Genomic DNA, 25,643 nt, shown 5'->3' on the forward strand with positions numbered 1-25,643 from the left:
TCTAAATTTATTTCTCCTGAACTACTAAATCCTCCAAAACAAATATCAATTGGTTCCGCATTTGTAATAGCTAGTTCTTCCAGCTGCTTAATTTCAACCGTTGTTGAAACCATTTGTCCGCAGATTGCATTAATATCTAACTTATAATTTCCTGCTTCTAAACCAGAAATAGTCAATTCTTCATTTTCTAAACCTAAATTATACGTTGTAGCTGTGCCTCCATCTGGTGTTACTATTACTTCTTGAACTATACCCGTCCATTCTAAATAAATAGAACCAGTATTGGCTGTTACTCCAAAACAAATATCTGAAATTTCGGTATTGGTAAGCACCAAATCTGCTCCTCTATTTACCGTAACGGTAGCGTCACAACTTGAACTATTACCATTTTCGTCTTCAACAGTCATAGTTACTGTATGCACCCCAACATCACTACAATAAAACCACGCCGGTGAAAAGGTATAAGTTAAATTATTATCTACAGTACAATTATCTGAACTACCATTATCTAAATCATCTTTAGTTAAATAGTAACTACCAATGGCATCTAAAGTCACTGTAGTATCTTTACAACTTACAACAGGCTTTATAATATCCTTAACCAATATTTTTGATTCGCAGGAGTCGGTTGCTCCAGCAAAATCAGTTACGGTAAGTGTTACAGGGATAAGTCCCACATCACTACAATCAAAAGTGTCTTTACTTAACGATAATGTTACTGGACCTTCTGCATCACTTGACCCACCATCTATATCCTGAGGTGTAATGGTAGCCTGACCATTTTCATCTAAAAACACTTCTATAATTTGATCTGTACATACCGCTGTTGGAGGCACATTAGCTGTTATAGAAACTGAATAATTATAAACACAAAGTGCATTATTATTATCACTTAAATCTCCAGCACCTAAAGCCCATGTGCCCACCGGGCTTTTACCAATACAGTCCTCTAGTATTATTGGATCACCAATAGATTTAAAAACACCTGATGTTGGTGTGCCAGAAGGAAATTCTGTTGCAGTCAGATTAAATACTGTAGTAACCGGACCTCCTTGGGTTGTTCCGCTCCAAGTTCCATTTGGAGCTAACTCGACTCTTCCTTCTACGGTATTATTATCTATACTAAACGGAGCAAAGACAGCAAAACTTGTTTCAGAGTTACCTGGATCTCCAGGGTTTGGGTTTGAACATGAACCTGCTGTTTTTTGCCATGTAATTGACACTTCCACGTTAGTAATTAATGCACCTGTTGGAAATTCAGAGGCATCAAATGTCAATCCAGGTAAACTACAGTAGAACCCACAGTCATCTTGTTCCTGAGTAGGCCCATTGTAATATTTAGTTACTGTGGTTTGTGCTAGTCCGGTGAATACCGATAAGCAACATAGAAAAACTATTAAAATAGTTAATTGATTGTAATATTTTTTCATTTCTTAAAGTTTAGGGTTAGAGTACAAAATGAATTTCACTTAAATTTAATAATAATTTTCTGTCTAAATAGTAAATAACATATTTTAAGTGTTAATTTAGAAGTATATCCCCTAGTTAAATGTTAAAAATTTTAACTTTTTTTTAAGTTAACCTAATGATTATCATAAATACATATACTCATCTATCATTTATTGACACGATACTCTTCTTTTGTTTTTTGAAATCTGGTTAGTTACTAAATGTTCTTTTTCAACAAAAAAATCAGTAGTTAAAAACAACTACGGATTTTTTAAATTTAGTGAAGCTCAAACTTATTTGCTCGTGTAAACCGATGCAAAATTTAAAACTGGACTCGCAACAAAAAAACTCTTAATATTCATAAAAATTCCTTTTAATTAATAAATACATTATTGTTTCACAACTGACTTAACTAGCTTTCCTTGCTCACTGTGGATTTCAAATAAATACACCGCACTTTCAAACGGAGATAAATCAATCTCTTTTTCTTCTCCCATTTGTTTTAAGTCAATACTATTTATAACACGTCCCATCATATCATAAATAATTAAACGACTTAATTTTATATTTGATAGGTTTTGTATTTTAACAATACTTGATGTTGGGTTTGGATACAGCTTTATATCGTTTAATACTTCTGCCATATTATCTAAACCTAGTGTTGAATCTACAGTTAAATCAAAACTACAACTACCTATATTTCCACTAGCGTCCTCTGCCGAGAATGTAATGGTATGCACACCATCTGCTAGTTGTGTTCCTGGATTTGGACTCTGAGTTAAAACAGTTAAAGGACTTGTACAAGAATCGACTGCTTTAGCCTCCGATGTTCCAAAATAATCGGGAAGTGTATACAAACTTCCTGAGTCTGGGTGTACTGTTTGATTTGAAGGACAACTTACTATTGGAGCCACATTATCGACTACTGTTATTTCTTGAATTGAGCTTTTGGTATTTCCTGAATCATCAGTTACCGTCCAAGTCACCGTATTTAATCCTAAACTCAAAACAGACGGACTTGCAACAGTACTGGCTATGCCACAATTATCACTTGTTGCTGGTGGTGGCAATTGTGACATGTCATAAGTGCATTTACCAACATCTGTATTTACACTTATTGCATTTAAAGTTCCAATAATTGGATCTTCATTATCTACAACTGTTACCTCTTGAATTGAGTTTTGAGTGTTTCCTGAATCATCAGTTACTGTCCATGTTACTGTATTTAAACCTAAGCTTAATTCAGATGGATTTGCCATAACACTGGCCACCCCAAAATTATCACTAGTTGCAGGTAATGGGAGTTGCAAGCTACTATAGGTACAAACACCTACATCCGAATGCACCGTAATAGCTCCTAAGGTTGCAATAGTCGGCAGCTCATTTTCCTGAACAGTCACAATATGAGTAGAGGTACTTTTATTACCAGAATCATCAGTTACTGTCCAGGTAACTGTATTTGCGCCCAAACTCAAAACAGAAGGACTTACCACAATAACTAAGCGTTCGTGTGGTCGGTACGGCCAAACATGAACGCCGTGTTGACTGAACCGGTAGTTGGTCGGTTAGCCTACTATGGGGATTTGTTTGTTTTTTAAGAGGAGTTTAAGGGGTGTTTCAGATTTATTACTATTCCGTATTTGATTCAATAATAGCTTTTTGACCTTATCAAGATTGTTAAAGCAAGTATTTTGTTTTTATAGAGACCTATTTTCTTCCATTATTTTAAAATTTAGCCAATAACTGCCTGTTACGTGCTTGGCAACGTTGTTTTATTGAGGCTTATTTAACTGTTCTATCCAGTGTTTTGGCGGACCTCGTGCCGTAAATGTTGTCATGGTTATTAAGTGTCCTTTTTGGCATTTAGGGCACATATTGTGTAATAGCGCTGGTTTTTCTTTTAGCTTGACAGCAGTAAGCGTTGTTTTTAACTTTGGAAGACTTACCTTTTTATGATAAGAACTCAGCATGCCGTAATGCCTGATACGGACAAAACCTTTGGGCAGTATATGTAAAGCAAAACGCCTGATAAACTCGGCATCGGGTAAGCACATCGTTTTACGTTTACCGCCATGACGGTAATCTTTTACAGAGAAGGTTACAGAACCATTCTCTATAGCCAGTATGCGATGGTTACTGATGGCTATTTTATGGGTATAGCGCCCTAAGTATTCTATCACCTGCTCGGGACCTAAAAAGGGACGTTTACAATACACCACCCAAGGCTGTTTAAATAAACTGTTATAAAAATCTGATGACATCTCCAGATTAGACTCTTTTCGTAATTGCGCCACAAAGCGTGCCCTGAACACCTTGCTCATGGCTTTTACCGGGAAGAGATATTTTCCTTTATGTTTTACCGGTTTCCATCGCCCTGAAGGCGTTAGCCCTCCACCAGGCACAATACAATGCAGATGGGGTGCAACGATAGGTTTTGTCCCCAGGTATGCAGTACAGCAATCATACCTGCGCGAGCGCCTAAAAACTTGGGGTGACACCCAAAGTCATAGATAACCTGCCAGGCCACTTTAAAGAGTGTGTTATAAAGTGTTTTAGGTATGTAAAGGCACAAGCGGTTAAGTTCTTGTGGTAAGGTGAATACCACATGAAAATAAGGCACGGGTAACAGTTCAGCTTCACGAGCCCGTATCCACTGTTCTTTTTGATGTCCCTGGCACTTGGGACAATGACGGTTTCTGCAACTGTTATAACTCAGATGTAAAGTGTTGCATTTGGGGTTATTGCATCGGTCTATATGCCCACCCAGCGCTAAGGTTCTACACTTTCGTATGGCATGAAAGGTTCTTAGCTGCCAACTGCTATGGCTATAGACTGATAGTTGATTTTGATTGCGTTCTAACACCTGAGCTACTTCATAGGTAGCACGTTTCACAACTACTAACTATATAACCGATCTAGAGGACTAAAAGGCTTTTGTCTACCTAATTGTGCCACATGAAGGTAAACCAGTGTGGTTTGGATATCGGCATGCCCCAACAGCTCTTTAATGCTAATAATATCCAGTCCCATTTCCAGTAAATGAGTGGCATAACTATGCCTGAAACTGTGAGTAGTCACTTGTTTGTTAATACCACTATGTTTACGGGCTTCGCGTATAATCCACTGTATACCCCGGGTGGATAACGGCACTGGTGTACCTTCAGCATGATTACCGTTAAAACACCAGATGCGAGGGTGTTCGGCTGAGATATAAGTTTGAAGTCCTCTGATCTGAATAGTCGACAAGGGTACATAACGATCCTTGTTCCCTTTTCCCTGACGGATATGCAGCATCTTTCGATCGAAATCCAAATCCTTTAGCTGAAGGTTGCGAAGTTCGAAACAGCGTAAACCACAACCATATAACATGGCCAGTACTAAACGGTGTTTGAGTAACTTTGGCGTTTTAAGCAGAAGTTTTACCTCTTGATAGCTTAATACTACAGGTAATTTGTTGGGGCGCTTAATGGTTGGAAGTACCACCCGCATCTCCTTTAGCTCATAGATACGATACAGGTATCTTAGACCATAAACCGTATGCTTAAAGAAACTGCCTGAAGGGGTTTTGTTTTTAGATTTTAAAACATGTAGGTAGTCTAAAATCTGCTCTTCATCCAAATCCAGCGGACTACACTTAAAATGCAAGGTAATATGCGCCAAACAACGGGCATAATTGGTAAGGGTGCTTGGGCTTTTCCCGGAAAGTTCGACCGAGCGCTGTAACTTTCGGTGCAATTCTTTAAACTCTGGTACCGAAATACACGCTTTTTCTATCAGGGTAAGACTTTTTTTTCATAATTTTAACCTTAAGATATTTAACAATACTTAAAGGTAGCCAAAAGTGAGTGTATTTCACTGGAAAGCTACCTTTGGGTTTAGTTCAACATTGGTAGCCGTTGCACAAGCCCATAATTTTATAAAAACATGATACATAAGCGCCTATTTTAAGGGCGTTTGTTGTTTTTGAATGTGATTATAACCTAAATACAAACTGCTTGTTAGGGCTTATAATGACTTCTATAACAGCCTTAAATCGGTAAAAAGGAAAGCGTAGACTTGCCGCTCCACTTTTACTGTGTTTTTCTATAAATTTCAGGTACTTTTTAAGGTTATAAGCAATCGCGGATAGTTGCATACATTTATTCGCTTGTTTTATTCCTATGGTATTGACTTTTCTAAGCCCCATAAACTGAGTGAGTGTTCCAAAAATGGGTTCTACCGTACTTTGGCGCTTGGCTTTCATATAACGCCCCTGTGGGCTGTTAACTCTGGCAATGTTACGCTCGCACTCGGCACGGTAATAGGTTACAGTAAACTTCTTTTCCTGAGCGCTTTTACCCAAACATTCACGGCGGATCGGGCAATCAACACAAACCTTCTTTGAAGCGCGGTATTCTTTCTTTTTCGTTTGGTTCTTCGTTTCGTAAAACACCTTTTTAAAAGGTATGATTTTACCCTGAGAGCATACATAATGATCCTCGATCTCGTTATAACTAAAGCCACCGGGACAGCCTTTGTAAGTGCCATGAGGAGGAATAAAGCTTTTTAGGTGTCGCTCTTCCAGAAAAGCGTAGTTCTCACCGCTACTATATCCGGTATCGGCCACACAGTTTTCCCAAACTAATCCCACGTGGCGTAAGCGGCACTGGACACGAACCACAATATCGGCTAATTGCTGATTATCCTTTCCGTCGGCGTGATAGGCTTTTATATCACTAATGACATGATTGGCCGTGTCTACCGTAAGCTGGCTGTGCAAAATAAAGTTTGCAGAGGTCTGGCCTTATTTGTAGGTTAATTCATGTAAAACTCACTTTACACATACCGTTAGGCAACATTTGAAAAATAAAATTTGCAAGTTCAAGAACTTAAAATCACAACTCTAACCTTTGATTGTCATAAAACTCAATTTCTCTTTCAAAGTAAACTTCTTCTTTTTCGTTCGGCTCATTTAATACGTCACAATAGTAAACTTTTCTTGCAAAAATCCTAACCCTTAAAGGCTTTTTTGGATTGACTTTCGTACAGACTATATCACCTGATTTATATAGGTTTTCCATAAATAAATTTTTAATTATTTCTTACTGTTGCGCAAAGCATTTTAAATGGCTGATTAGCTTCTATCGAGCTTTCTACATATCTTGGAATAATTATGGAATCGCCTTTCTGCAAAAAAGTAGAATTGTTATTAATAACAACCTCTGCTTTACCTTCTGCGATATAAATAAATCTTAAAAAAGATGACTTTTTATATATCTGGACTTTTCCAAAATCAAAAAGTAGATACTGAATTTTAATGGTATTTCTTATCACTATGTTCTTAACTACAATATCATTAGATTTATAATCTATAATATTTGATAGATTAAATGTTATGGCTTCATCAAAATCCTCATTTTCCATTACCTAATACTATTCTGAAGTTCTCTTTTTATTCCGCTTTAATACTTTAGCAGCCTTTTTTTCTTTTGCAGTTTTTGCTGCTGGCGTTTTATCATTTTTCTGTTTTCCGTTTTTCTCTCTTGACATCTTTTTATTAATTATTTGAATAGTGAATAAGATACCACTAATAGCAGCTTGTGAGTTACATTAAAAAATGAATGAGTTATATATATCACAGATTAATTTAGTAATCTAAAATATCCAATCAATTGTATAAATAGAAATAGGTAGACAGTAATGTTTAAGGAAAGTAAGCCCAGAAAATAGACAAAACTAAAGTTTACATTTAAACTTGACCAATAAGGGAAGTAGACAGATAACATTTATACCAAAAATAAATTCAATAAAATGGAATTAAAAAAAAAGCAGATTTCCAAGTCTGCTTTTTAACGCCAAATAAATTACTATTTGGTCTTCTCTAACTGATTAATAGCACTGCAAATATCGGAACAAAACAAACTAAATCCTTTATACAATTTACACCTATAGTTACATATATTACTGATTTAAAATAGTTTACATTAAAAAAAAAGAACAGATTATAAATAAACTGCTCTTTAAATAAATTTTGATATTAATCTAGATTAGATTGATTTTGAAACGGTTGTGTAGTTTGTTTTTAAAATTCCAACTACTTCGTTACGCTCTTTGTCAAGTTTATGCTCTAAACGCTTTATCAAATCTAATTCTTTACCACTTTCAAACTTTACATCCTCTGATGTAAGATTAGGAAATTTTTCTTTTAGTGCTTTAGATTGTTTGTCCCAATCACCACTAAATTTAAACAATTCACTAGACTTTCTCTCACCTTCTTTTCTCTTGGTTTCCATAATTATGTATTTAAGTAATGCTTAATTGCTTTACTATTACAAAGATGAGGCTTATTCCCTAATTTTCATTACACAAGTACTTTATAAGATTACACATCTTACAGATTCTCTAGATTGCTTTTTCTTTTTTGGCCAATTTTTTTGTAATAAGTAGGTGTATGCCCAGTTACTTTTTTAAATTGGTTTGACAAATGAGCGACACTGCTGTAGTTTAATTTATGAGCAATTTCGGTGAGATTGAGTTCATTATACAGAATTAATTCTTTTGCCCTTTCTATTTTGTGTTTAATTATAAAATGTTGAATAGTAATGCCCTTAACTTCAGAAAATAGATTGGATAAATAAGTATAATCATAATCTAATTTATCAGCAATATAATCTGAATAATTAACCTTCGGAACCTCTTCAGAATAATGAATCATTTCTATAATGACATTTTTAATCCTATCTATAAGAACACTTCTTTTATCATCAATTAATTCTAAACCAGATAGTGCCAAGTTAGATTTTAGCTCCAAAAGAAGTGCATCATTAATTTCTTCTTTTGTTTCTACCATGCCTAATTCAATATTAGTGTAATGAAGCCCTAGTTTTTCCAGTTCTTTTTTTACCATAAGCTTGCATCTTAAACTTACCATATATTTAATATAGATTTTCATATCGAAATATATCAACTAAAGAATTGAACTAAAGATACGCTATATTTCAAGAATGATTCTAAAACTGCAAAGGGATTATAATAAAAACGTTGCCTAATAACTAAGCGTTCGTGTGGTCGGTACGGCCAAACATGAACGCCGTGTTGACTGAACCGGTAGTTGGTCGGTTAGCCTACTATGGGGATTTGTTTGTTTTTTAAGAGGAGTTTAAGGGGTGTTTCAGATTTATTACTATTCCGTATTTGATTCAATAATAGCTTTTTGACCTTGTCAAGATTGACGTTTTAAGGTATTCGTCTTCGGATCCCGATAAGAAAAATAGACGTACCAGCGTTTCTTTAAATTACCACTGGCGGTGTAGATTTTGGGCTTGGAAAATTGTTTTTGCACAGATAAATCGTATTCGTTTCCGTATTCACTTTCGTATTCACCTTGCAATATATCAGAAATATTAGACATAAAAAAAACGGTTTGGTGACACCAAACCGTTGATTTTACTGCCTTTCGGCTTCGTAGCGGGAACAGGACTCGAACCTGTGACCTTCGGGTTATGAGTTCATCTCCAGACTTATTCACAACACAAAATAAGGGCTTCCCAGATGCTATATTTTAAATTCGTGTTCCAAAACGTGTTCAGTTTTGTGTTCACTTTGTTATTTAAATTTTCACTAAAATAATACAATTAATTAATATCTAGTCCAGCCACTGACTAAAATACATTAATTTGGTCTATTTTAAAAACTCTATCCTAAATGACTCCAATTCCTTAGCACATTCAAGTTTAAAATATTAAAAACACAGGACTCAATTAATTCAAAAAAATCGTAAATGATTAGTTCAAACTAAATCTATCAATAACATTTGAGTACAATTAACCGGCCGTTATATAATCTATTATGACAGACAGCTCACTAACCACCTTATCCGTTGCTATGCTTCCTCCCGTAACTACAAATCTTATATTACCCTGCGGATCGATAATAATTTTTGTTGGAATTGCTTGAATACCTAATACCTTGGCAGCCTCATTAGTTTTAGATTCTACATTTTTATAATCCATATAAAGCTCAAAATTATAATTATTCTCTTCTAGATAATTTTTAGCCAATTTTAATGGGTTTTCATCCTTTTCAAAAGTATGCACAAATAAAAATTTCACATTTTCATTTTCCCTGTACTTTTCAACTACCTCTTTCATTGCAGGAAATGAAGCCTTACATGGTCCACACCAGGTAGCCCAAAAATCTAAAACAACTGTCTTTCCTTTAAAATCATCTAACTTAACCATTTTACCTTCAGTATCTGCTAACGTAAATTTAGGACAAGGCTTATTAACTATTTTTTCAATTATTTCCACATGAGTTTTATTAAATAACTTATTCATGAGTGTAAGCTTATATGACTCATAATCTAACCTTCCTAGAGCCTCATAAGACAATTTCAAATATTTTTTAACTTCATCGGTTGCCAATCCATCTACAACAACATTTTCTAGGATAGGCATAGCCTTTTCATATTCATTACATTTTGCTAACATTATTCCGTAAACACTTTGTAATGAACTATTTTCATCACCTTCTAAACTAAAATATAAATCTTCTAATGATTGAAGTGCCTCTGTTATATTGTCGCTTTCTTCTAGCGCATTTACTAAGTTTAATTTACTTTCTTTTAAAACCTGTTGTTTCTTACTACCACTGTAATGATTCTCAATATTATCTATCTCTCTTTTAAGGAAATCTATTTTATTAATTTGAGAATTAGTATTTGATATTTTGGTCACAATTCGATTTACGAAAAAATATCTTAAATGATCACTCTTATCAATTTTATCCCCATATTCTAAAGCCTTTGATATATTATCATTAAACATAAAATTGATTGCAAGCTTAAAATACTCTTTTGAAAAGTTATAGTTTGGATGATTTAGTCTCAAGTTCTCGAAAGCCGACTCTCTCTCTTCATCATTATCAAGTAACCATATCCTTTTTACTCTGCTTTGAATAGCTAACTCACTATTCGGTTTCCTTTTTATAACCTGCTCAATTAATCGCTCTTGAGCAATTGAATCTCCTAACATTTTATAATAATTAAGTAATACCTTGTAATTATCTTCATCTTTACTTCTTAAAAGGTGTTTAATTGTCTTACTAGCCTCTTCAGGGGCCATTTGATTTAATTCCTCTAAAGTTACATTAGTAATACTCTGCCTTGCCGAACACCCTACAAATGATATCACCAAGGACATTACTGCTAAAAATTTTATTTTCATTATTAACTTCCTAAAACTATTTTCTATAATTCAACATCAATTAATTGGCCTTTTCTAAAAACCTAAAGTTTCACCGTTTCCTTTTGCTTAATTTTAGAAACTAAAGCTTCATTTAAATCTTTTGCAGATACTCCATCAATAGTCACTATTCTATCCCTCAATTTTAACGGATCTGTTTCACTTGCTTCAGTCCCTTGCTCTGTAGCTAAATTAAGCTTTACCACTAATACATTATTTATATAACCTATTAAATAATCGTCGACAACGAAATCTAATGGTAACACTGTTACTGGGTTCATTTTGGTGTAAAGATTATAAGTATTAAAATCGATAACCCAATTAAATCGGCGTAAAAACTGGATACCTATAGACCCAAAAACATTGTGCCCTTTATGTTTGGCTGCTTCTCATTCAATATATGATGCAACATTTTGATATGTATCCTGAATAAAAAATGCTTCACTACTTTTTACCAGATCATTCAATTTATGTAACAGATATTGCTCTCTTAATTTTGAATCTGAAATAGTTTCAGCTCGCAAAACCAATTGGTTTGGCACAATACGCGACACTTGATATTCTTGCTCTTGCATTTCCAAAAAATCATCCATCAATTTAAATGCTCCAGGATATAAAAGAATATTGGCATCGTCGAATTTCCAATCGATAAACAAATCGTGATACTCTTTTGAAAAAACAATATCCTTTTTTTTTAAAAAGCCCGTAGTTATCTATGAATATCTGACACGCTAAATTTTTAATCCAAGCCGTTTGTCGAGCAATAAATTCTTCATCCTTTATTCTAGCTTTCTTTAATTGTTTTAATCCCTTTTTACTGGATGAAACCAAAATATTCTGAACTTGTTTAGAATCCACATTTTCAAGAAAACCTACTGTCCTTCTATTGTAATAGTTTTTAATACTTAGTTTAAAGTTTAAGGCATTTGGATAGGATTTTATATAATGGTTTACCCATGTATACATGGTAATTATTAATTTTAGAATCATCACCAGAGAAGCTCATTTTTGTTCCCTCGACATTAACAATTACTGTTTGTCCGGGCTTTACCTCGAATAGGGTATACGATTTATTACATGAAAAATATAATCGTTCGTTGCATACGCGCTCCGTAATAGTTATAACATTCTCTTCTTTTTCTGAAGCATTATAAACATACTCTACAAAAGCTTCAGATTTGTTAAAAATATAGCGGTATGAGTAATATTTAAGGTGTCTTTAACAGCTCCTCTCACAATTAATTTAGCATCCTGAGCAAAGTTATTAAAGCTAGAAAAAATCAATAATAAGCCTATTATAATTCGTTTCATTTATAGTTGAATTAAAAATTTAGTATAGATCTTAAAAAAAATTACACAACCTATAGTCCAAAAAAATCACAAAGACTCAGGTTGTGTAATTAACGATTAACAGCTTAAAATTTATTATTCTTTGTTAAATACTTTAATATGGTTTTCTTTAAATCTGGAGTATTTGGTGATGGTGCAGATTGTACAAGTGCTCCGCCATCTTTACTAAAAATCATATACCTCGGAATAGTGGATAATCCGAAAGCGTTAGAAAATGTTTTATCTTTATCTCTCAGCTCGACGCAATGTGATTCAGCAGCAACTTTTTTCCATTTTAAATCAGACTGATCTACCGAAACACCAATAAAAGTAACATCTTCATCTTTCATTTCTTCGGCTAAAGCTTCAAAATTAGGGCGTGCTTTCATACATGGTGCACACCAGGATGCCCACACATCAATTACTATAAGTTTACCATGATAATTGGAAAGCGGTACAATTTCATCTTGTAAATTTTGAAATTTAAAATCTGGCATTTTACTTGGATCTTTTAAATAAGCAAATTGCTCCTGTAGCTTCTTAAATTGTTTAATTGATTCTTCGGATGTTAACAAGTGCATATACTTTTTCTCAATTCTTTCTACACTTTCTCCACTTTTATCCAACTCTGCATGACCTAATAAATAGGCCACTTTAATTTCGGGCGATGAGAAGTAACCTATAATATATTTGGCATTTGCATGATCTTTGTATTGGCGCCACCATCCATAGAGCTGGCCATAAGGCAGTAGCTCTTCTGAAACATCCAAAAGTACCGGGTCTGCAAATCGTTCGTTGTTTGGAATACTTCCGTATAAATCTTCAGGTAGTTCAGCCTTATCATAATATCCTAACAAGGGAACTTGCATGAAAAACAATTTAAAATAAGTAATTTCTGTATCCACAAGTTTGTGCATTGCTCTTTTAAAATACGCATCACCTTTGTATTTATCTATTTTCTTATGAAAATTTACGCTTGCTTTTTCTAATGCTCTTTGTCGCTCGTAAAAAGGAGTTTTCTTCACAAACTCTTTAGTATCTACATGATTATAATTTACCGAAAACGAACGCGCTTCAAAAGACAAATCAAACCAGCTTTGAAGCAATTTATTGGCTTTATCTGCTTTGTGCAGATCTATACTACTTCCTGTTACTTTTAATTTAACTGTTTCATTTTCTTGCCCATAAACTTTGCGTTTAATTTTGTTGTACATAACAATATAAAACGCATGGTCTAAGGTGTCTCTAAATATTCTTGATTCGTTTATTTTTAAGGGAAATTCATCTACAAGCTTTTTTACTCCTCGCTCGACACGAAATACCTGAACGATATCTGCATCAACAAGAGATGTAATTTGTATTTCTAAAGGCCTATTCGTTTTATTACCTGCAAAAACACTAGCTACCAAACAAATAACAAAACTGAATGTTAAAAATTTTCTCATTTAATTATATTTAATTTAATTGAATTCTATCTCCTGTAGCTCCAACTGCTACAATTTTCATATGTGATTTATAATCGGACCACTTTAACTGGAAAAAATTACCTCCGTCTGTAATGGCCTCGACATGTGCTAAAAAACCTGCATTATAAATCTCTACTGCCACCACATTCGAGTACCTATACAAGGTTGGAAATCCGCCCAGTGCAGGATAAAAAGTACCCTCTACAACGGCTGCCGGTGTTAAAAAATGCGTTTTATTATCTTCTGTTAAATAAGTTAATCCACCCGGAGCAACATCAACAAACGATGATGCTGTGGTACCCATGTTCCATTGGTCGTAAAAGGCATTAAAATCAAGGTTAGTTATTTCGTTTGTAAAAGACTTTAAATGTGTTGTATAATTTGTAGGTACAGAGCTTAATTCTTTTACTTTATTTACTAATTGCGCGTAATAATCTGAAACACCTAACATTTCCTTTACATAAAAATGCAATTGCCATAAAGGTACGGTCTGCGACCAAGCATCGTTACCTAAATTTGTATAATTAACATCGGTAACAATAATATCCTGATATGCCTGAGCGTAGATACCATTTTGTTTAATTACTGAAAATCCTTCATTTGAATAGAAATAATCTAAGGCAAATAATTTTGCAGAAACATCTCCAATACTCCATACTCGGTTTACATATGGCTCGTAAGCTTCGGCTATTTTTTCTAAAACATTAAATACATTAGCATCATACTCATTAGTGTAAGCTACTAAAGTTTCTAACTCTGCTGTTGTAATATTAACCACAGAATCTACATTTAAATCCTGCTCATTTAAGAAGACACCTAATTTAGAATTTACGGCATATGTGCCATCATTTACATCATAGTACATTTTAGCCTTTTCGATAAACATGTCTAAATTAGTTTGAGCATCAACAATATTACTCAATGAACTTTGAGCATAAGTTAATGGCACAATCATGTGATATGTATCGCCAACTACATCAATTACATTATTATCTCTAACTTCTAAATTTTGAATGTCGGTAATATTCGAAGCATTAAAAACGCCTTCCAAAACTCCGCTGGCAATGTGCACTTTAACATTGGTTGGGTTGTTTACATACACTTTTCCGCCTTCGGAAATAGTTAATTTATTTACACCTTCTTTTAACTCGTAGGTTTTCGATCCGTTAGTATTTAATACTAATAAACTTGGTGCTGCACCAGATTGTTCTCCACAAAATACAACAACCTCTTCATTTGCTTCAAAATAAATACCTGTTGCATTTTCATACAATGAGGCTTTGTTAATTTTAGCTGTTTTGCGATCGTTCTGAACGGCTAACACATCTAAAATTCGTTCATATTGATAAGTGCCGTTATATAAGTGTTTGGCTAAATTTCTATAGAATTCATTATCGATATTTAAAATATTATCGATGGTTACTTCAGGTAATAACTCACTATAGGTAATATCGGTAAAGATGTTTTCGTAAATAACAGCTGCAGTATAAAATTCCACTTCGGCGCAAGACACCGCAGGGATTGAACCCGAATCAGCATACGAAATTACGACTTCAAATTTTACTTCATCTACATTTTCAATTGGATTAGAAAACTCAAAAACCTTTGGGTTTGCCTGATAAAACGATTGCATTGATAAAACTTTGGTAAAGGTATCCTCTCCTACTTTTTTCACATAAATATTTCCATATCTAATAGACTGGCTTTGTGCTTCTACAGATGGATAATACACGATATAATTTAGCATATCGGTACCGGCATCTAATTTAAACGAAAACTCTAAAGTTCCTGTTTCCTGATAATCAGACTGGAAATATGTGAGATAATCATCATCAAAAGATTTAGTGATATCGAAATCACCTAAAGTTGAAGACGACCAGCCAGAAATAACAGGTATTTTTTTGTTACCCGTAACTTTATCGACACTTTCAGGTTGATAGGCCTCTAAAGTTGCCGACTGCATAACAGATAAAGCTGTGGTGTATTCGCCATCTGTTTGATTGAATATTAAAGCCAACTCTCGATTGCTTCCTGTTTCGTTCTTAGCTATTTTTAATCGCAGTATGGTTTCTTCGGTGTTATCAATCAATTCGGTAGTAACCCAAGAACTTTCGTTAACAAGACTAAATTCTATATTAGACACATAAGTAACATCTACCACTGTTGTGTCTTTGTCGACCATCACCTTTTCCTGTTCAAAAATTATTGAAGGTGCATTACCTAGTTGAACAACGTATAATTCTTTTGTGTATGGTCCTGCCGAAATATTTAATATACTTGATCTGGTTTCCAAAGCATTGCTTGGGGATGTTTCAATAGTTAGCATTTCGTAACCATCTGCATCTCTATACTCGGTAGAAGTATACCAGCTTGCATTGTCGTATTCTACATTCCACGCATCTTCATCCGTAAAAATTTCAACAGATTTAATTCCGCCTCCTACATTAAATAATAGGGTGTCTCTGGAAAGTTCTAGATTTATATCTCGAATTGTATTTTCCGATAGTGATTGTTCACAGCTATTAAAAATGGCTAGCATACAACCTAAAACTGATAATATATATAACTTCTTTATCATTTTCTATTCTTTTTGTTAAACCTTAATATTTTGTGCGCATCCATACTGGAGTGGTTGTTGGTTTAATGTACATGTAATCGGAAACCTTACCCTCTCCTGTAATTGTGAAATACGGTTCTTCCTCTGGCACATCACCAGCAGTCATATTGAACTTATATAATTTATAATTTGGTCCAGTACTTGTTGCTACAACAAAATCGGTGTACTCTTGCTTTATAATTGATCCATCTGGTGTAGTATACCATTCATTAGACACATCAATAAATGTAACCTCCTCTCCTTCAAAAGATTTAATCATAGTTTCTGCATTACTCACAGCATCATGTTTCCAGATTTGATTATCTACTACAAAGTAAATTTGCTTTCTATGCTGATGTACACTCCACATGGTTGCATCGTCAATTTTATAATCTGCTGCTGCAAAAGTTTTGCTTACATTTAATCTTAAATAACCACCATTAATACCTTGAGCATTCATGTCTAAGAATGTTAACACTTCTGGATTTTGTTTATTTTGAAGAAGACCGTAAAGATTATTTCCAAAAATACCAGAAGCAATAGATTCCATGAATAATAAATTAGAATTGAAATCGTTTTGAAAAGCTGTACTTCCAGGATATTCCTTAACCACTCTTGGTTCTGAAGCTGTAGTATTGGTGTATTTAAAACGCCCGTCCGTAGTGTCGTACATTAAAAATGTATTAGCCTGATCTCTTGCTGCCCAAGCTATGTTGCTATTCATATTATAGTTGCCCACTAAGGCTGGCAGGAATTTGTTTCCTCCATATTCTTTTATTTCTCCACCTACAATTCCATTAGAGTAATTCGCAAAGGTATATACTTTACCATCATTTATTAAAGTTGTATTACCATTAATAGATTTTAAGTTTTGAATGTTTCTAACTGCAGGCACCTCGCCTAAAAACAAATCATCAAATTGCCCAAGAACATCAAACTCATTAATATCTATAACCATAATATCTTCCTTTGAAGCAATACGTAATGCTGGGACTGCTACAAGCTGTGCATTTTCATAATCTTCCTTTCTATACCCCCAATAATCGATTGTAACCGGTGTGCCATCTAATCCCATACCGTTATTAAGTACAGATATTAAGTTTGGATATGTTGTTGGTTCTCCTGTTTCGGTATCAAAACCAATCATATCTATATCGGTACGGCCGTTACTGTTTTCTTTTAATACATACATACCATTAGAAAACTTTGAGACACCGCGTCCTCTAACAATTTTAAATTGAATAATACCTGTTTCTTTATGTTCTACCTCAAACATTAAACTAAAGTCTCCTGCAATGGTAACTGGTAAAACTAAATCCTTTTGATAAGCAAAGCGTACAAGTTTTGATTCTGGATTTGTTCCTTGTCTTAAGGACCAATAAAAATTAAAATTATTGTTATCGAATTCAATTTTAGGACCAACCACAGGATTAATTCTAAGTGTATCTTCTAATAAGATTAAGTCGCCTAAATGTTCTGGGAATTCTTCAATGGTAATATCCCCTATTTCGGTATAGTTATAATTACCTGTATCTTCGTAACAAGCAACAAATAAAAGTGCTGCGAGCATATATAATATTTTTCTCATATAATTTATTTTATCTATTTAATATTAGAAAAATTCAACTTCTGAATTAGGGTTAGAATCGTCTTCTCTTAATTTGTGTAAACCTTGAGCTTCGCGTTCTTCATTAATCTTATTTAATTCTAACACGGCTAAATTTTTATAAAACACCAAATATTCTTCTGTTAATTCGTATTGTATAAAATTATCATCCCAACGTTGCCCTGTGGCATCAATAATCAATTGGTGTTTTACTTTCCCGTAGTAACCCATAACACTAAAAACAGTTGTATTTCCAACATACCATGATCGCCATAACTTTGGTTCAACAATTTTATCTGATATAGTTAAGTTTATCTTTTGTAAAGCAGCATTACCGGGTTTAAAATCTGTAGTTTCCTCAACTTCTAAACTCAAAGAAAAATCGTTATCTTTTAAAGACTGATCTCTTAATAGAACCACATCAAAATAAGCTCCTAAAGAATCGGATGGAACGATAAGAGTTTCATTTGAAAAATCTTCAAAATGCACACCCACTTTAGCTTGATTTGGTAATTCTATAAAAGCAGAATCGATAATATTACCAAAATCATCTTCTTCATAAATAAATCCATAAGATTTAGCCTGCTTTACTTTAAACATTCTGTCTTTTGAAGATATATTCCCTGCTATATTTAACCTAAATGTTACAGTATCTTTTTGTACATCTGATCCGGCATATACAAATGAAAAGAAATTGGTGTATCCTCCTGCAAAGTGAATATAATCGCTAGATTTCCATGGTTCTATAGCGTCTTCACTACATGATGTAAATCCAATTAATGCTAATAATAAGGCTCCTGTTATTTTTAATACGTTTTGCTTCATCATCTCAAATTTATCCGTTAACATTAATTTCTTTTCTTGGCAGCGGTAATACATAACAATCGTCGTTACATATTTTTGTTGTTCCAGGCATTCTAGTTACATCTGTACGTTTATAAAACTGAAATAACACGCCTTCGCCTATAAATTCTTTTCTATATTCTTTTTGAAGAATTTCACTTAACTGATTGCTACTCGTAATCTCAACAAATGCAATACCTCTGGCTTGAGAAAACTTTTGATAAAGCTGATTAGCCCTTTCTAAATCGGCACATTCCATACCTATCAAATAAATTTCTGAAAGACGAACAACTGAAACAGAGCCTTCCTCTGTTCCTGTATATTTAAGTGGGTTTTTAGCAGGTTCGTTTAGTCCGTTTACATTTCGATCTTCCCAAAGTTCTAATCGAATATCACTTCCTGAGTATTCATACAACTCGTTTAGATGCTCTGTGGTTTTGTATAATGAATTTCTAAACAACACCGATTCAAAATTTACATTAATTCCAAATAAATGTTCCTTAACAAATCGATAATCTTTTATTCCAATATTATCTAGATTTCCTAACTTAAAGGTTTCCTCTTCATCGCTTTCTATAAATTCTAATATAGATTCTACATAATTTAAAGCCTTTTCTTTATTTCCCAGCCAAAGGTTAATTCGTGCTTGCAAGCCTAAAACTCCCCATTTTCCCAATCGGTACCTTGTATATGTTGGAACATCTTGAAAAATAGTTTCAGCGGCATCAATATCCTTTAACATTACTGTAACAAACTCATTATAAGTTACAGGAAGTGTTCTTTCATAACCCAATACAGTTACATATGGCAAATACTTTTTAGTTGCATTTACTCTTGCAGGCGTTGGTCCCCAAAGCCTTAGTAAGTCGAAATGTAACCAGGCTCTTAAACCTAAACACTCCGCTTTTAATAAACTATAATCTGTATTTGATAAGAAATCTTGAGTTTCCAGATACTCAAGCATAACATTAATATTTGCTATTGACTCGTATTGGCTTCTAAAAATACTTGAAAGTTGTCCATCTAATAAACCATACTCATGATTAGCAATATCTTCAATTGGTGTTCCCGTTTCAAACTCCCACTGAGATGTTAAATGCTCTATAAAGTCGCTCATTAAAAACCCATTGTGATTGTAATTATTTCTCGTTTTTGTGTAGATGCCATACAAAGCATCATAAAACCCTTGCTTAGATTCAAACATTTCGTCTTTAGACAGCGTATCTTCTGGCTGAACAGTAAGCCAATCATCAACTGAACAAGACACTAAAAAACTTGAAATGGCTATTGTATATAATATTATTTTTTTCATAAGATTCTGTATTGTGATTAAAATCCGAATGATAAAGAAAGACTATGTCTCCATGCAAATGGGTAACCTGTACCTCGCTCTAATTTTATGGTTGAAAAATAGAGTAGATCGTTTGTTGCATAAGAAATATTAACACGATCCATTTTTAAATGCTTTTTAACCCATTTTGAAGGCACTCTATAATCAATATTTAATGTATTAAGAGATAAGGTTTTTTCGTTTTGTACAAAACGACTTGTTAATAAAGTAGGATCGCTGGTTACTAAACTTTTATAAGGAACCACATCGCCTGGTTGACGCCATCTGCCACTGTAAACTCGCTGATCAACATTTTTCGTAAAATCTGTGGTCTCAACTCTGGAAGCTAAAGTAGAATTATAAATGCTGGCACCGGTTCTAAACGAAAAACCTAAATTTACTCTTAAATTTCTATAACTAACATTAGTACTTAAACGTCCATTTATTTTTGGTTGCGTTAGTCCGTAGGCTACACGATTATATTGCGGATAGTTGTAAGTTACCTCTCCATCGGCGTTAACAAACATTTCTCTACCTGTTGCTGGATCGATACCTAACGATGGTACAACATATAAAGCATTCATCGATTCGCCTTCTCGATATAATACGTTAGGTTCAGATTTACCAATATTATACTGCTCGTTGGCTTCGCTTATAAGTTTCATGGCCTCAGAAAGTTTTAACAACTTATTGCGGTTATGCGAAATACCTCCACGAACAGACCAGGTCCAGCCTTTTGAATTGTTTCTTATTATGTTTGCTGAAAGATCGGCTTCAATACCTTGATTTAATACATCTCCTAAATTTTCTGTATAGGTTGTATACCCGTTTGATAAAGGCAAGGTTACCGAGGTTATAAGATCTTCAGTTTTTTTATAATAGTAATTTGAATTTAATGCAAGGGTATTGTTCCACAGCCCAATTTCAAAACCTACATTATGCTGATACGTGGTTTGCCATTTTAAATCTGGATTTCCTAAGCCTCTAATTGCTGTTGCTAAATTTCCGTCGTATCGATCATCGTTAGTAAGATAAGTATACGTAGTCATCGCATCGTATGGGCTAAACTGTAAAGATCCTGTTACCCCATAAGAATACTTTGGTCTTAGATTTGATATTACCGGTAATTTTTCTTTTACAAAGGCAAGCTTACTCAGGTTTGCTCCTAAACCAATGGAATAGAAAGGCGCAAATCTGGAGTTTTCTCCAAATGAAGAAGCACCATCTAATCTATAAGATAAATCGGCATAATAAATATTATCGTAACTATAGTTCGCATTTGAAGTAATCCCTAAACTTCTGGTTGTTGCTTCACGACCTGAAGGTGAATCGCCAACATACTTGCTACCCATAGAAATAAAATCCATTCTATCATGAGCAAAACCGCTAACATTAATACCATAATTAATAGATTGCGTTTCTCGCATAGTACCGTTTACACCAATAAATACTTTGTGTTTTTCGTTAAACACTTTTGCATAATTTATTGTAGTCTGAGCACTTAAATTTGAAGATTCATTAATTCTTAAGCCATATGTTCCTTTAGAATCGTTGTTTTGTACACCATAAAAACTAGTGTGGTTGGGCGGTAAAAACTTATCGGAATTACCAATATTCTTAGTATATCCTAAAACACCTCTAATTTTAAAATTATCATTAACAGACCATTCTAACTGAAAGTTTTCTCGAATATTTGTGTATTTCCTTTTATCATACCCTCCTAAAGAAGCATTATATAAAGGATTAAAAATAGTATTAATTGCAGGGTCTCCTTCACCATATTGAATTGGTATCAAGCCATCTTCATCAAATGGTCTCCAGTATGGGTTTAAGTTTGCATACTCTGAAAACGATCCGTACTGTGAATTTTCAGATTGATTAAATCCAATAGATAGAATATTGGTAAATTGAATTTTATCCAACAAATAGGTAATATTAACAGACCCGTTAAAATTCTCTCTATTAGACCCTTTCATAGCTCCAGTTATTTTTCTAAACTGAAAATTCATAGAATATCTAAAAGCAGGATCTCCTCCACCAAGACTTAAATTATGCGTTTGCCCCAATCCAGTTTGAACCGGTCTTGATAACCAATACGTATCAACGCCTTCCTCTACTGCTTTTAGCTTGGTATTATAACTCTTTTTAAGCAAAATTTGCTGATTAAAATCATCGGAATCATATAAACCAGCCAAACGCTCTAACTCTAACTTTTCACTGGCATTTAACAAATCGTAACTACGTAAATCCGGAACCTCTACATTAAAATTTGAACGGTAATTTACCCTAAGTTTTCCTGCTTTAGGTTTAACCGAAGTTAATACTACAACCCCATTAGCTCCTTGTGCCCCATATATAGCTGTCGCGCTGGCATCTTTTAATATGGTAACCGATTCAATTTCATCTTGATTAAGGTCTAACATACGCTGTAACGTAATTTCAAAACCATCAAGAATAAAAAGAGGCGTGTTTAAATTTGCTCGCTCGTCATCCTGAAGCTGATCGAGTTCTTGCTGACTTTTATTAGGCACACTAGACATACCACGAATATTAATATCTGGTAAACGGTTAGGGTCTGACCCAAATTCATTGCTAATCGTTATATTAAAAGCCGGATCGATATTGCTTATTGTTTTTAAAATATCACGACTTTCAAATTCTTCTAATTGCTTTTTATTAATAAATGTTGCTGCTCCTGTATAACTTTCTTTTGCTCTGTTAAAAATACCTGTTACAACAACTTCATTTAATTCTTCTACATTTGGAAATAATTGAACATCTATAGATTCGGTCTCAGCAACAACTTCTTTGGTCTCATATCCAATATAGCTGAATAATAAGGTTTCTCCCTTTGGAGATTGAATAACATACTCGCCATCAAAATTTGAAACCACTCCTTTTTTTGTTCCTTTTACCATTACAGTGGCTCCTGGCAAAGGTTGTTTATGTTCATCTTCTACAACACCTTTTACAGTAATAATTTTTTGCTTAATAGCAGGAACGTCTTGAGATTCTTCTACTTCCTTATCATTTAAAACTATATGGGTTCCTCTAATTTTAAAATTGGTGTGTGTGTCTCGAAATAGGGTTTTTAATACTTCTTCTATTTCTTGATCACTAACATGTATAGATACTTTTCTGCTTAGATCTACATTTTTTACATTGTAAATAAATCTATAATCTGAAATAGATTCAATTTTATCTATAACTTTACTTATAAGTTCATTTTCTGCATTTAAAGTAATTTTTGTTTTTTGAATTTCAATGGTATCTGCATGTGCAAGACTCCAATTTAATAATACAAATAAGCAGGTTAGTTTTAGGCTAAATTTGTATTGTGAAAAGTTAATTGCAGTTAAACTTTTCCTCAACATGGTCATTCGCATATAATTTTGGTTAGTAGTTTCGTCAACATCTAATTACTTAGAGATCGACATTAATTAATTTTTTGTTTAGTTTTTTCTTTTAGCTTTAGTTCCTTTATCTCATATATTCTTTGTTTATTTTATTATTAATTGCCCTTGTTCTATTTTATATTTTATGTTATAACTATCATTTAAATAGCTTAATACCGAATCAATTGGCTGGTTGTTAAATCGTGCATTGAAAACTTCATTATTTATATCCTTATTTTTATTGACAACTTTTACGTTATAATGGCGTTCAATTTTCTTAAGTATATCATCAAAACTTGTATTTCTAAACACAAGTTCTCCTTTCATCCATGCCGTATACAAATCTGTATTAACCTGAGAGGTTTCGATGGAACGTTTTTCTTTATTAAACACTCCTTTTGTTCCTGGAAGGATGACTACACTATTAACTTTTTCTTTATCATCCTGATCTGCTAAACTTACTTTACCTTTAACCAATACTACATTAGTAATAAAATCATCTTTATAAGAAGACACATTAAACTGAGTCCCCAAAACCTGAACATTTAAAGTTTCTGCATTTACTATAAAAGGGTGTGCCTCATCGTGAGCTACATCAAAATAAGCTTCACCTGTTAGGTAAACTTTTCTATCGCTTCCTTTAATAAATTTTGTAGGATATTTAATTGTTGTCCCTGAATTAAGAAACACATTAGTCCCATCTGATAGTGTTAATTCAAAACGCTTTCCGTATGGAATAACCAACGTATTATACACAAGTTCTTCAACGCGGGTTTCATTAGTGTAAGACAACTTATTTTTATTTTTATCGATAATAACTTTGCCTTCATCATCAAAAAGTTGTTCTACCTTTTTAGTATCTAAGGTTTGAATACTCCCATCGTGAAGCGTTAAAGTAATAGGTTCGTCTTTAATAATAAGGGTTTCCTGGCTTTCAAGTATGGTTGTTTTAAACACATAACCTACACCTAAAAAAATAACCAAAGCCGCAGCATATCTTAAGAAAGTTACAGGTAAACGGCGTACCTTACTTTTTGTTTCGCCGCCTATTGCTCGTTTTACTTTCTTATAATCTGCTTCGGTATTTACCTTAGTTAACAGAAGGTTTAATCTATATTCATCTTCAACATATTGTTTGAATATTTTTTGATTATCGACGTTTTTTAACCATTCTGTTAAGTCACTTAACTCTTTTTCGGTAATTTTGTCGCTTAGATATTTAACTATTAGTTTTTTCAAAAGGGTCTGTTTTGAATTATTTTAAGTTATTACGTAAACACCTTAACAAACCCTTAAACAAATTTTAATTTTTTTTTAATCTAAACATGTTTCAAGGCTTTTTGTTAAGAAAACACCGAACTTATGAGCGATACTACACTTACAATAGCAATTAAAAATGGAGATGAAATTGCGTTTAAAACTTTGTTTGATCGCTATTACAAGCGTGTTGTTGCTTATATTCTTACAGTATCAAAAGATCAGGATTTATCGGCTGATATTGGGCAACAAGCCTTTATTACCCTTTGGGAAACAAGAGATAATTTAGATACATCCAAATCTATAAAGTCTTTTATTTTTAAAATTGCCTACAACAAATACATTGACCATTGCAGAAAAACGAAAAAGAAAGAAACGTTTCTTGATGAATTAAAAAACAATAGTTTACAACTTATAACAGATGATGAAGACATAATTGAAAATAAGTTGAAAAAACTAAAACAGCTTATAGAAGATTTACCCGAACGATGTCGTGAAATTTTAAAACTGAATAAAATTGAAGGTTTAAAATATAAAGAAATAGCCGAATATTTTAATATCTCACAAAAGACAGTAGAGTCACAAATGCGTATAGCTTATCAAAAAATTAGAGAAGGCTTTGAAGACGATAACGAATTGTATTTATTTATTGTACTTTCTGGTTACTATCCCAATTAAACTCATTTTTTTATAATAAAAACTCGAAGGTTCGATGAATAACCAAATTATTTTGGAGTTATAAATGCAATTTATAATTTTTATGATTTCGTTACAAGCAAACTAAAAAAAATCTAGAATGAAAAGAAAATTGAATTAGATTTCACTATATAGATGAATAGGACGGTAACCGAAACCATCAACAACGGATATAATGATACAGTCAAATTCCTAATATGAAGTATTATTTAAGGAATGACCTATTTTGAAATTCAACTATACTCAATTTTTCCCACTGCAAGTGGTTCAGTATTTCAGAATTTTGCAACCAATCTCTTTGTAGGTAATTCTGAAAAATCTTTTGGCAATTCGGCATCAATATCTCTTAAGTATTTCTCTAGAGCATCCATAGTATTATGACCTGTAATTTGCATTAATTTACTTTTAGCTTCATTGGGTGATGATTCTTTTACCAAGGCTCTGTATAACTTCGT

Annotated in this window: 18 protein-coding genes and 3 pseudogenes; 1 reads left to right on the top strand and 20 read right to left on the bottom strand. The window is 33.4% G+C overall.

All coding sequences use genetic code 11. The features are described from left to right. The 19 genes and pseudogenes from ICJ85_RS16465 to ICJ85_RS13130 form a co-directional block, all read right to left on the bottom strand. A partial coding sequence (locus tag ICJ85_RS16465; RefSeq protein WP_206688042.1) for a DUF5011/hyalin repeat domain-containing protein occupies positions 1-1,430 on the bottom strand: 1,430 nt, incomplete at its 3' end. A gap of 408 nt (positions 1,431-1,838) precedes the next feature. Further along, on the bottom strand, positions 1,839-2,918 hold the full coding sequence (locus ICJ85_RS13045) for an HYR domain-containing protein (protein ID WP_188224240.1): 1,080 nt from the start codon (positions 2,916-2,918) through the stop codon (positions 1,839-1,841). Positions 2,919-3,221: 303 nt separating this feature from the next. After that, positions 3,222-4,342 (bottom strand): annotated as a pseudogene (locus tag ICJ85_RS16725) (IS91 family transposase). 5 nt (positions 4,343-4,347) lie between these two features. Then, positions 4,348-5,184, bottom strand: coding sequence for a tyrosine-type recombinase/integrase (locus ICJ85_RS13055; protein ID WP_188224241.1), 837 nt, complete (start codon positions 5,182-5,184; stop codon positions 4,348-4,350). A gap of 238 nt (positions 5,185-5,422) precedes the next feature. After that, positions 5,423-6,202: pseudogene (locus ICJ85_RS13060) on the bottom strand (transposase); the annotation flags it as partial. 317 nt (positions 6,203-6,519) lie between these two features. Further along, a complete protein-coding gene (locus ICJ85_RS13065; protein WP_188224242.1) occupies positions 6,520-6,852 on the bottom strand; it encodes a cupin domain-containing protein in 333 nt (110 codons plus the stop codon). Between the two features lie 623 nt (positions 6,853-7,475). Then, complete coding sequence (locus ICJ85_RS13070) at positions 7,476-7,721, bottom strand: hypothetical protein (RefSeq protein WP_188224243.1); 246 nt, start codon at positions 7,719-7,721, stop codon at positions 7,476-7,478. A gap of 98 nt (positions 7,722-7,819) precedes the next feature. Further along, positions 7,820-8,380, bottom strand: a complete 561-nt coding sequence (locus ICJ85_RS13075; RefSeq protein ID WP_188224244.1) for a helix-turn-helix domain-containing protein — start codon at positions 8,378-8,380, stop codon at positions 7,820-7,822. Positions 8,381-8,650: 270 nt separating this feature from the next. Next, positions 8,651-8,839, bottom strand: a complete 189-nt coding sequence (locus tag ICJ85_RS13080) for a hypothetical protein (RefSeq protein WP_188224245.1) — start codon at positions 8,837-8,839, stop codon at positions 8,651-8,653. Positions 8,840-9,251: 412 nt separating this feature from the next. After that, on the bottom strand, positions 9,252-10,652 hold the full coding sequence (locus ICJ85_RS13085; RefSeq protein WP_188224246.1) for a TlpA family protein disulfide reductase: 1,401 nt from the start codon (positions 10,650-10,652) through the stop codon (positions 9,252-9,254). 62 nt (positions 10,653-10,714) lie between these two features. Then, positions 10,715-10,951, bottom strand: coding sequence for a hypothetical protein (locus ICJ85_RS13090; protein ID WP_188224247.1), 237 nt, complete (start codon positions 10,949-10,951; stop codon positions 10,715-10,717). Between the two features lie 108 nt (positions 10,952-11,059). Next, on the bottom strand, positions 11,060-11,326 hold the full coding sequence (locus ICJ85_RS13095; protein ID WP_188224248.1) for a hypothetical protein: 267 nt from the start codon (positions 11,324-11,326) through the stop codon (positions 11,060-11,062). 759 nt (positions 11,327-12,085) lie between these two features. Continuing rightward, entirely contained in the window at positions 12,086-13,444 is a 1,359-nt protein-coding gene (locus ICJ85_RS13100) for a TlpA family protein disulfide reductase (protein ID WP_188224249.1), read from the bottom strand. 10 nt (positions 13,445-13,454) lie between these two features. Beyond that, positions 13,455-16,043 carry a hypothetical protein gene (locus ICJ85_RS13105; RefSeq protein WP_188224250.1) on the bottom strand — a complete coding sequence of 863 codons (2,589 nt, stop codon included), beginning with the start codon at positions 16,041-16,043 and terminating at the stop codon, positions 13,455-13,457. Positions 16,044-16,065: 22 nt separating this feature from the next. Beyond that, complete coding sequence (locus ICJ85_RS13110; protein ID WP_188224251.1) at positions 16,066-17,649, bottom strand: PKD-like family lipoprotein; 1,584 nt, start codon at positions 17,647-17,649, stop codon at positions 16,066-16,068. Positions 17,650-17,673: 24 nt separating this feature from the next. Continuing rightward, complete coding sequence (locus ICJ85_RS13115) at positions 17,674-18,516, bottom strand: DUF4843 domain-containing protein (protein WP_188224252.1); 843 nt, start codon at positions 18,514-18,516, stop codon at positions 17,674-17,676. Further along, positions 18,503-19,822, bottom strand: a complete 1,320-nt coding sequence (locus tag ICJ85_RS13120; RefSeq protein WP_188224253.1) for a RagB/SusD family nutrient uptake outer membrane protein — start codon at positions 19,820-19,822, stop codon at positions 18,503-18,505. The genes ICJ85_RS13115 and ICJ85_RS13120 overlap by 14 nt, the downstream gene beginning before the upstream one ends. A 17-nt stretch (positions 19,823-19,839) precedes the next feature. Beyond that, positions 19,840-23,214, bottom strand: a complete 3,375-nt coding sequence (locus tag ICJ85_RS13125) for a SusC/RagA family TonB-linked outer membrane protein (RefSeq protein WP_188224254.1) — start codon at positions 23,212-23,214, stop codon at positions 19,840-19,842. Between the two features lie 126 nt (positions 23,215-23,340). Next, on the bottom strand, positions 23,341-24,474 hold the full coding sequence (locus ICJ85_RS13130; RefSeq protein ID WP_188224255.1) for a FecR family protein: 1,134 nt from the start codon (positions 24,472-24,474) through the stop codon (positions 23,341-23,343). Positions 24,475-24,597: 123 nt separating this feature from the next. On the opposite strand from ICJ85_RS13130, the gene ICJ85_RS13135 reads away from it, so the two are divergent. Next, positions 24,598-25,170, top strand: coding sequence for an RNA polymerase sigma factor (locus ICJ85_RS13135; protein ID WP_188224256.1), 573 nt, complete (start codon positions 24,598-24,600; stop codon positions 25,168-25,170). Between the two features lie 293 nt (positions 25,171-25,463). On the opposite strand, the pseudogene ICJ85_RS13140 reads toward ICJ85_RS13135, so the two are convergent. Further along, positions 25,464-25,643, bottom strand: a pseudogene (locus ICJ85_RS13140) (hypothetical protein); the annotation flags it as partial.

Origin of the sequence: Aestuariibaculum marinum, assembly GCF_014596975.1 — a bacterium.
Classification (GTDB): domain Bacteria; phylum Bacteroidota; class Bacteroidia; order Flavobacteriales; family Flavobacteriaceae; genus Aestuariibaculum; species Aestuariibaculum marinum.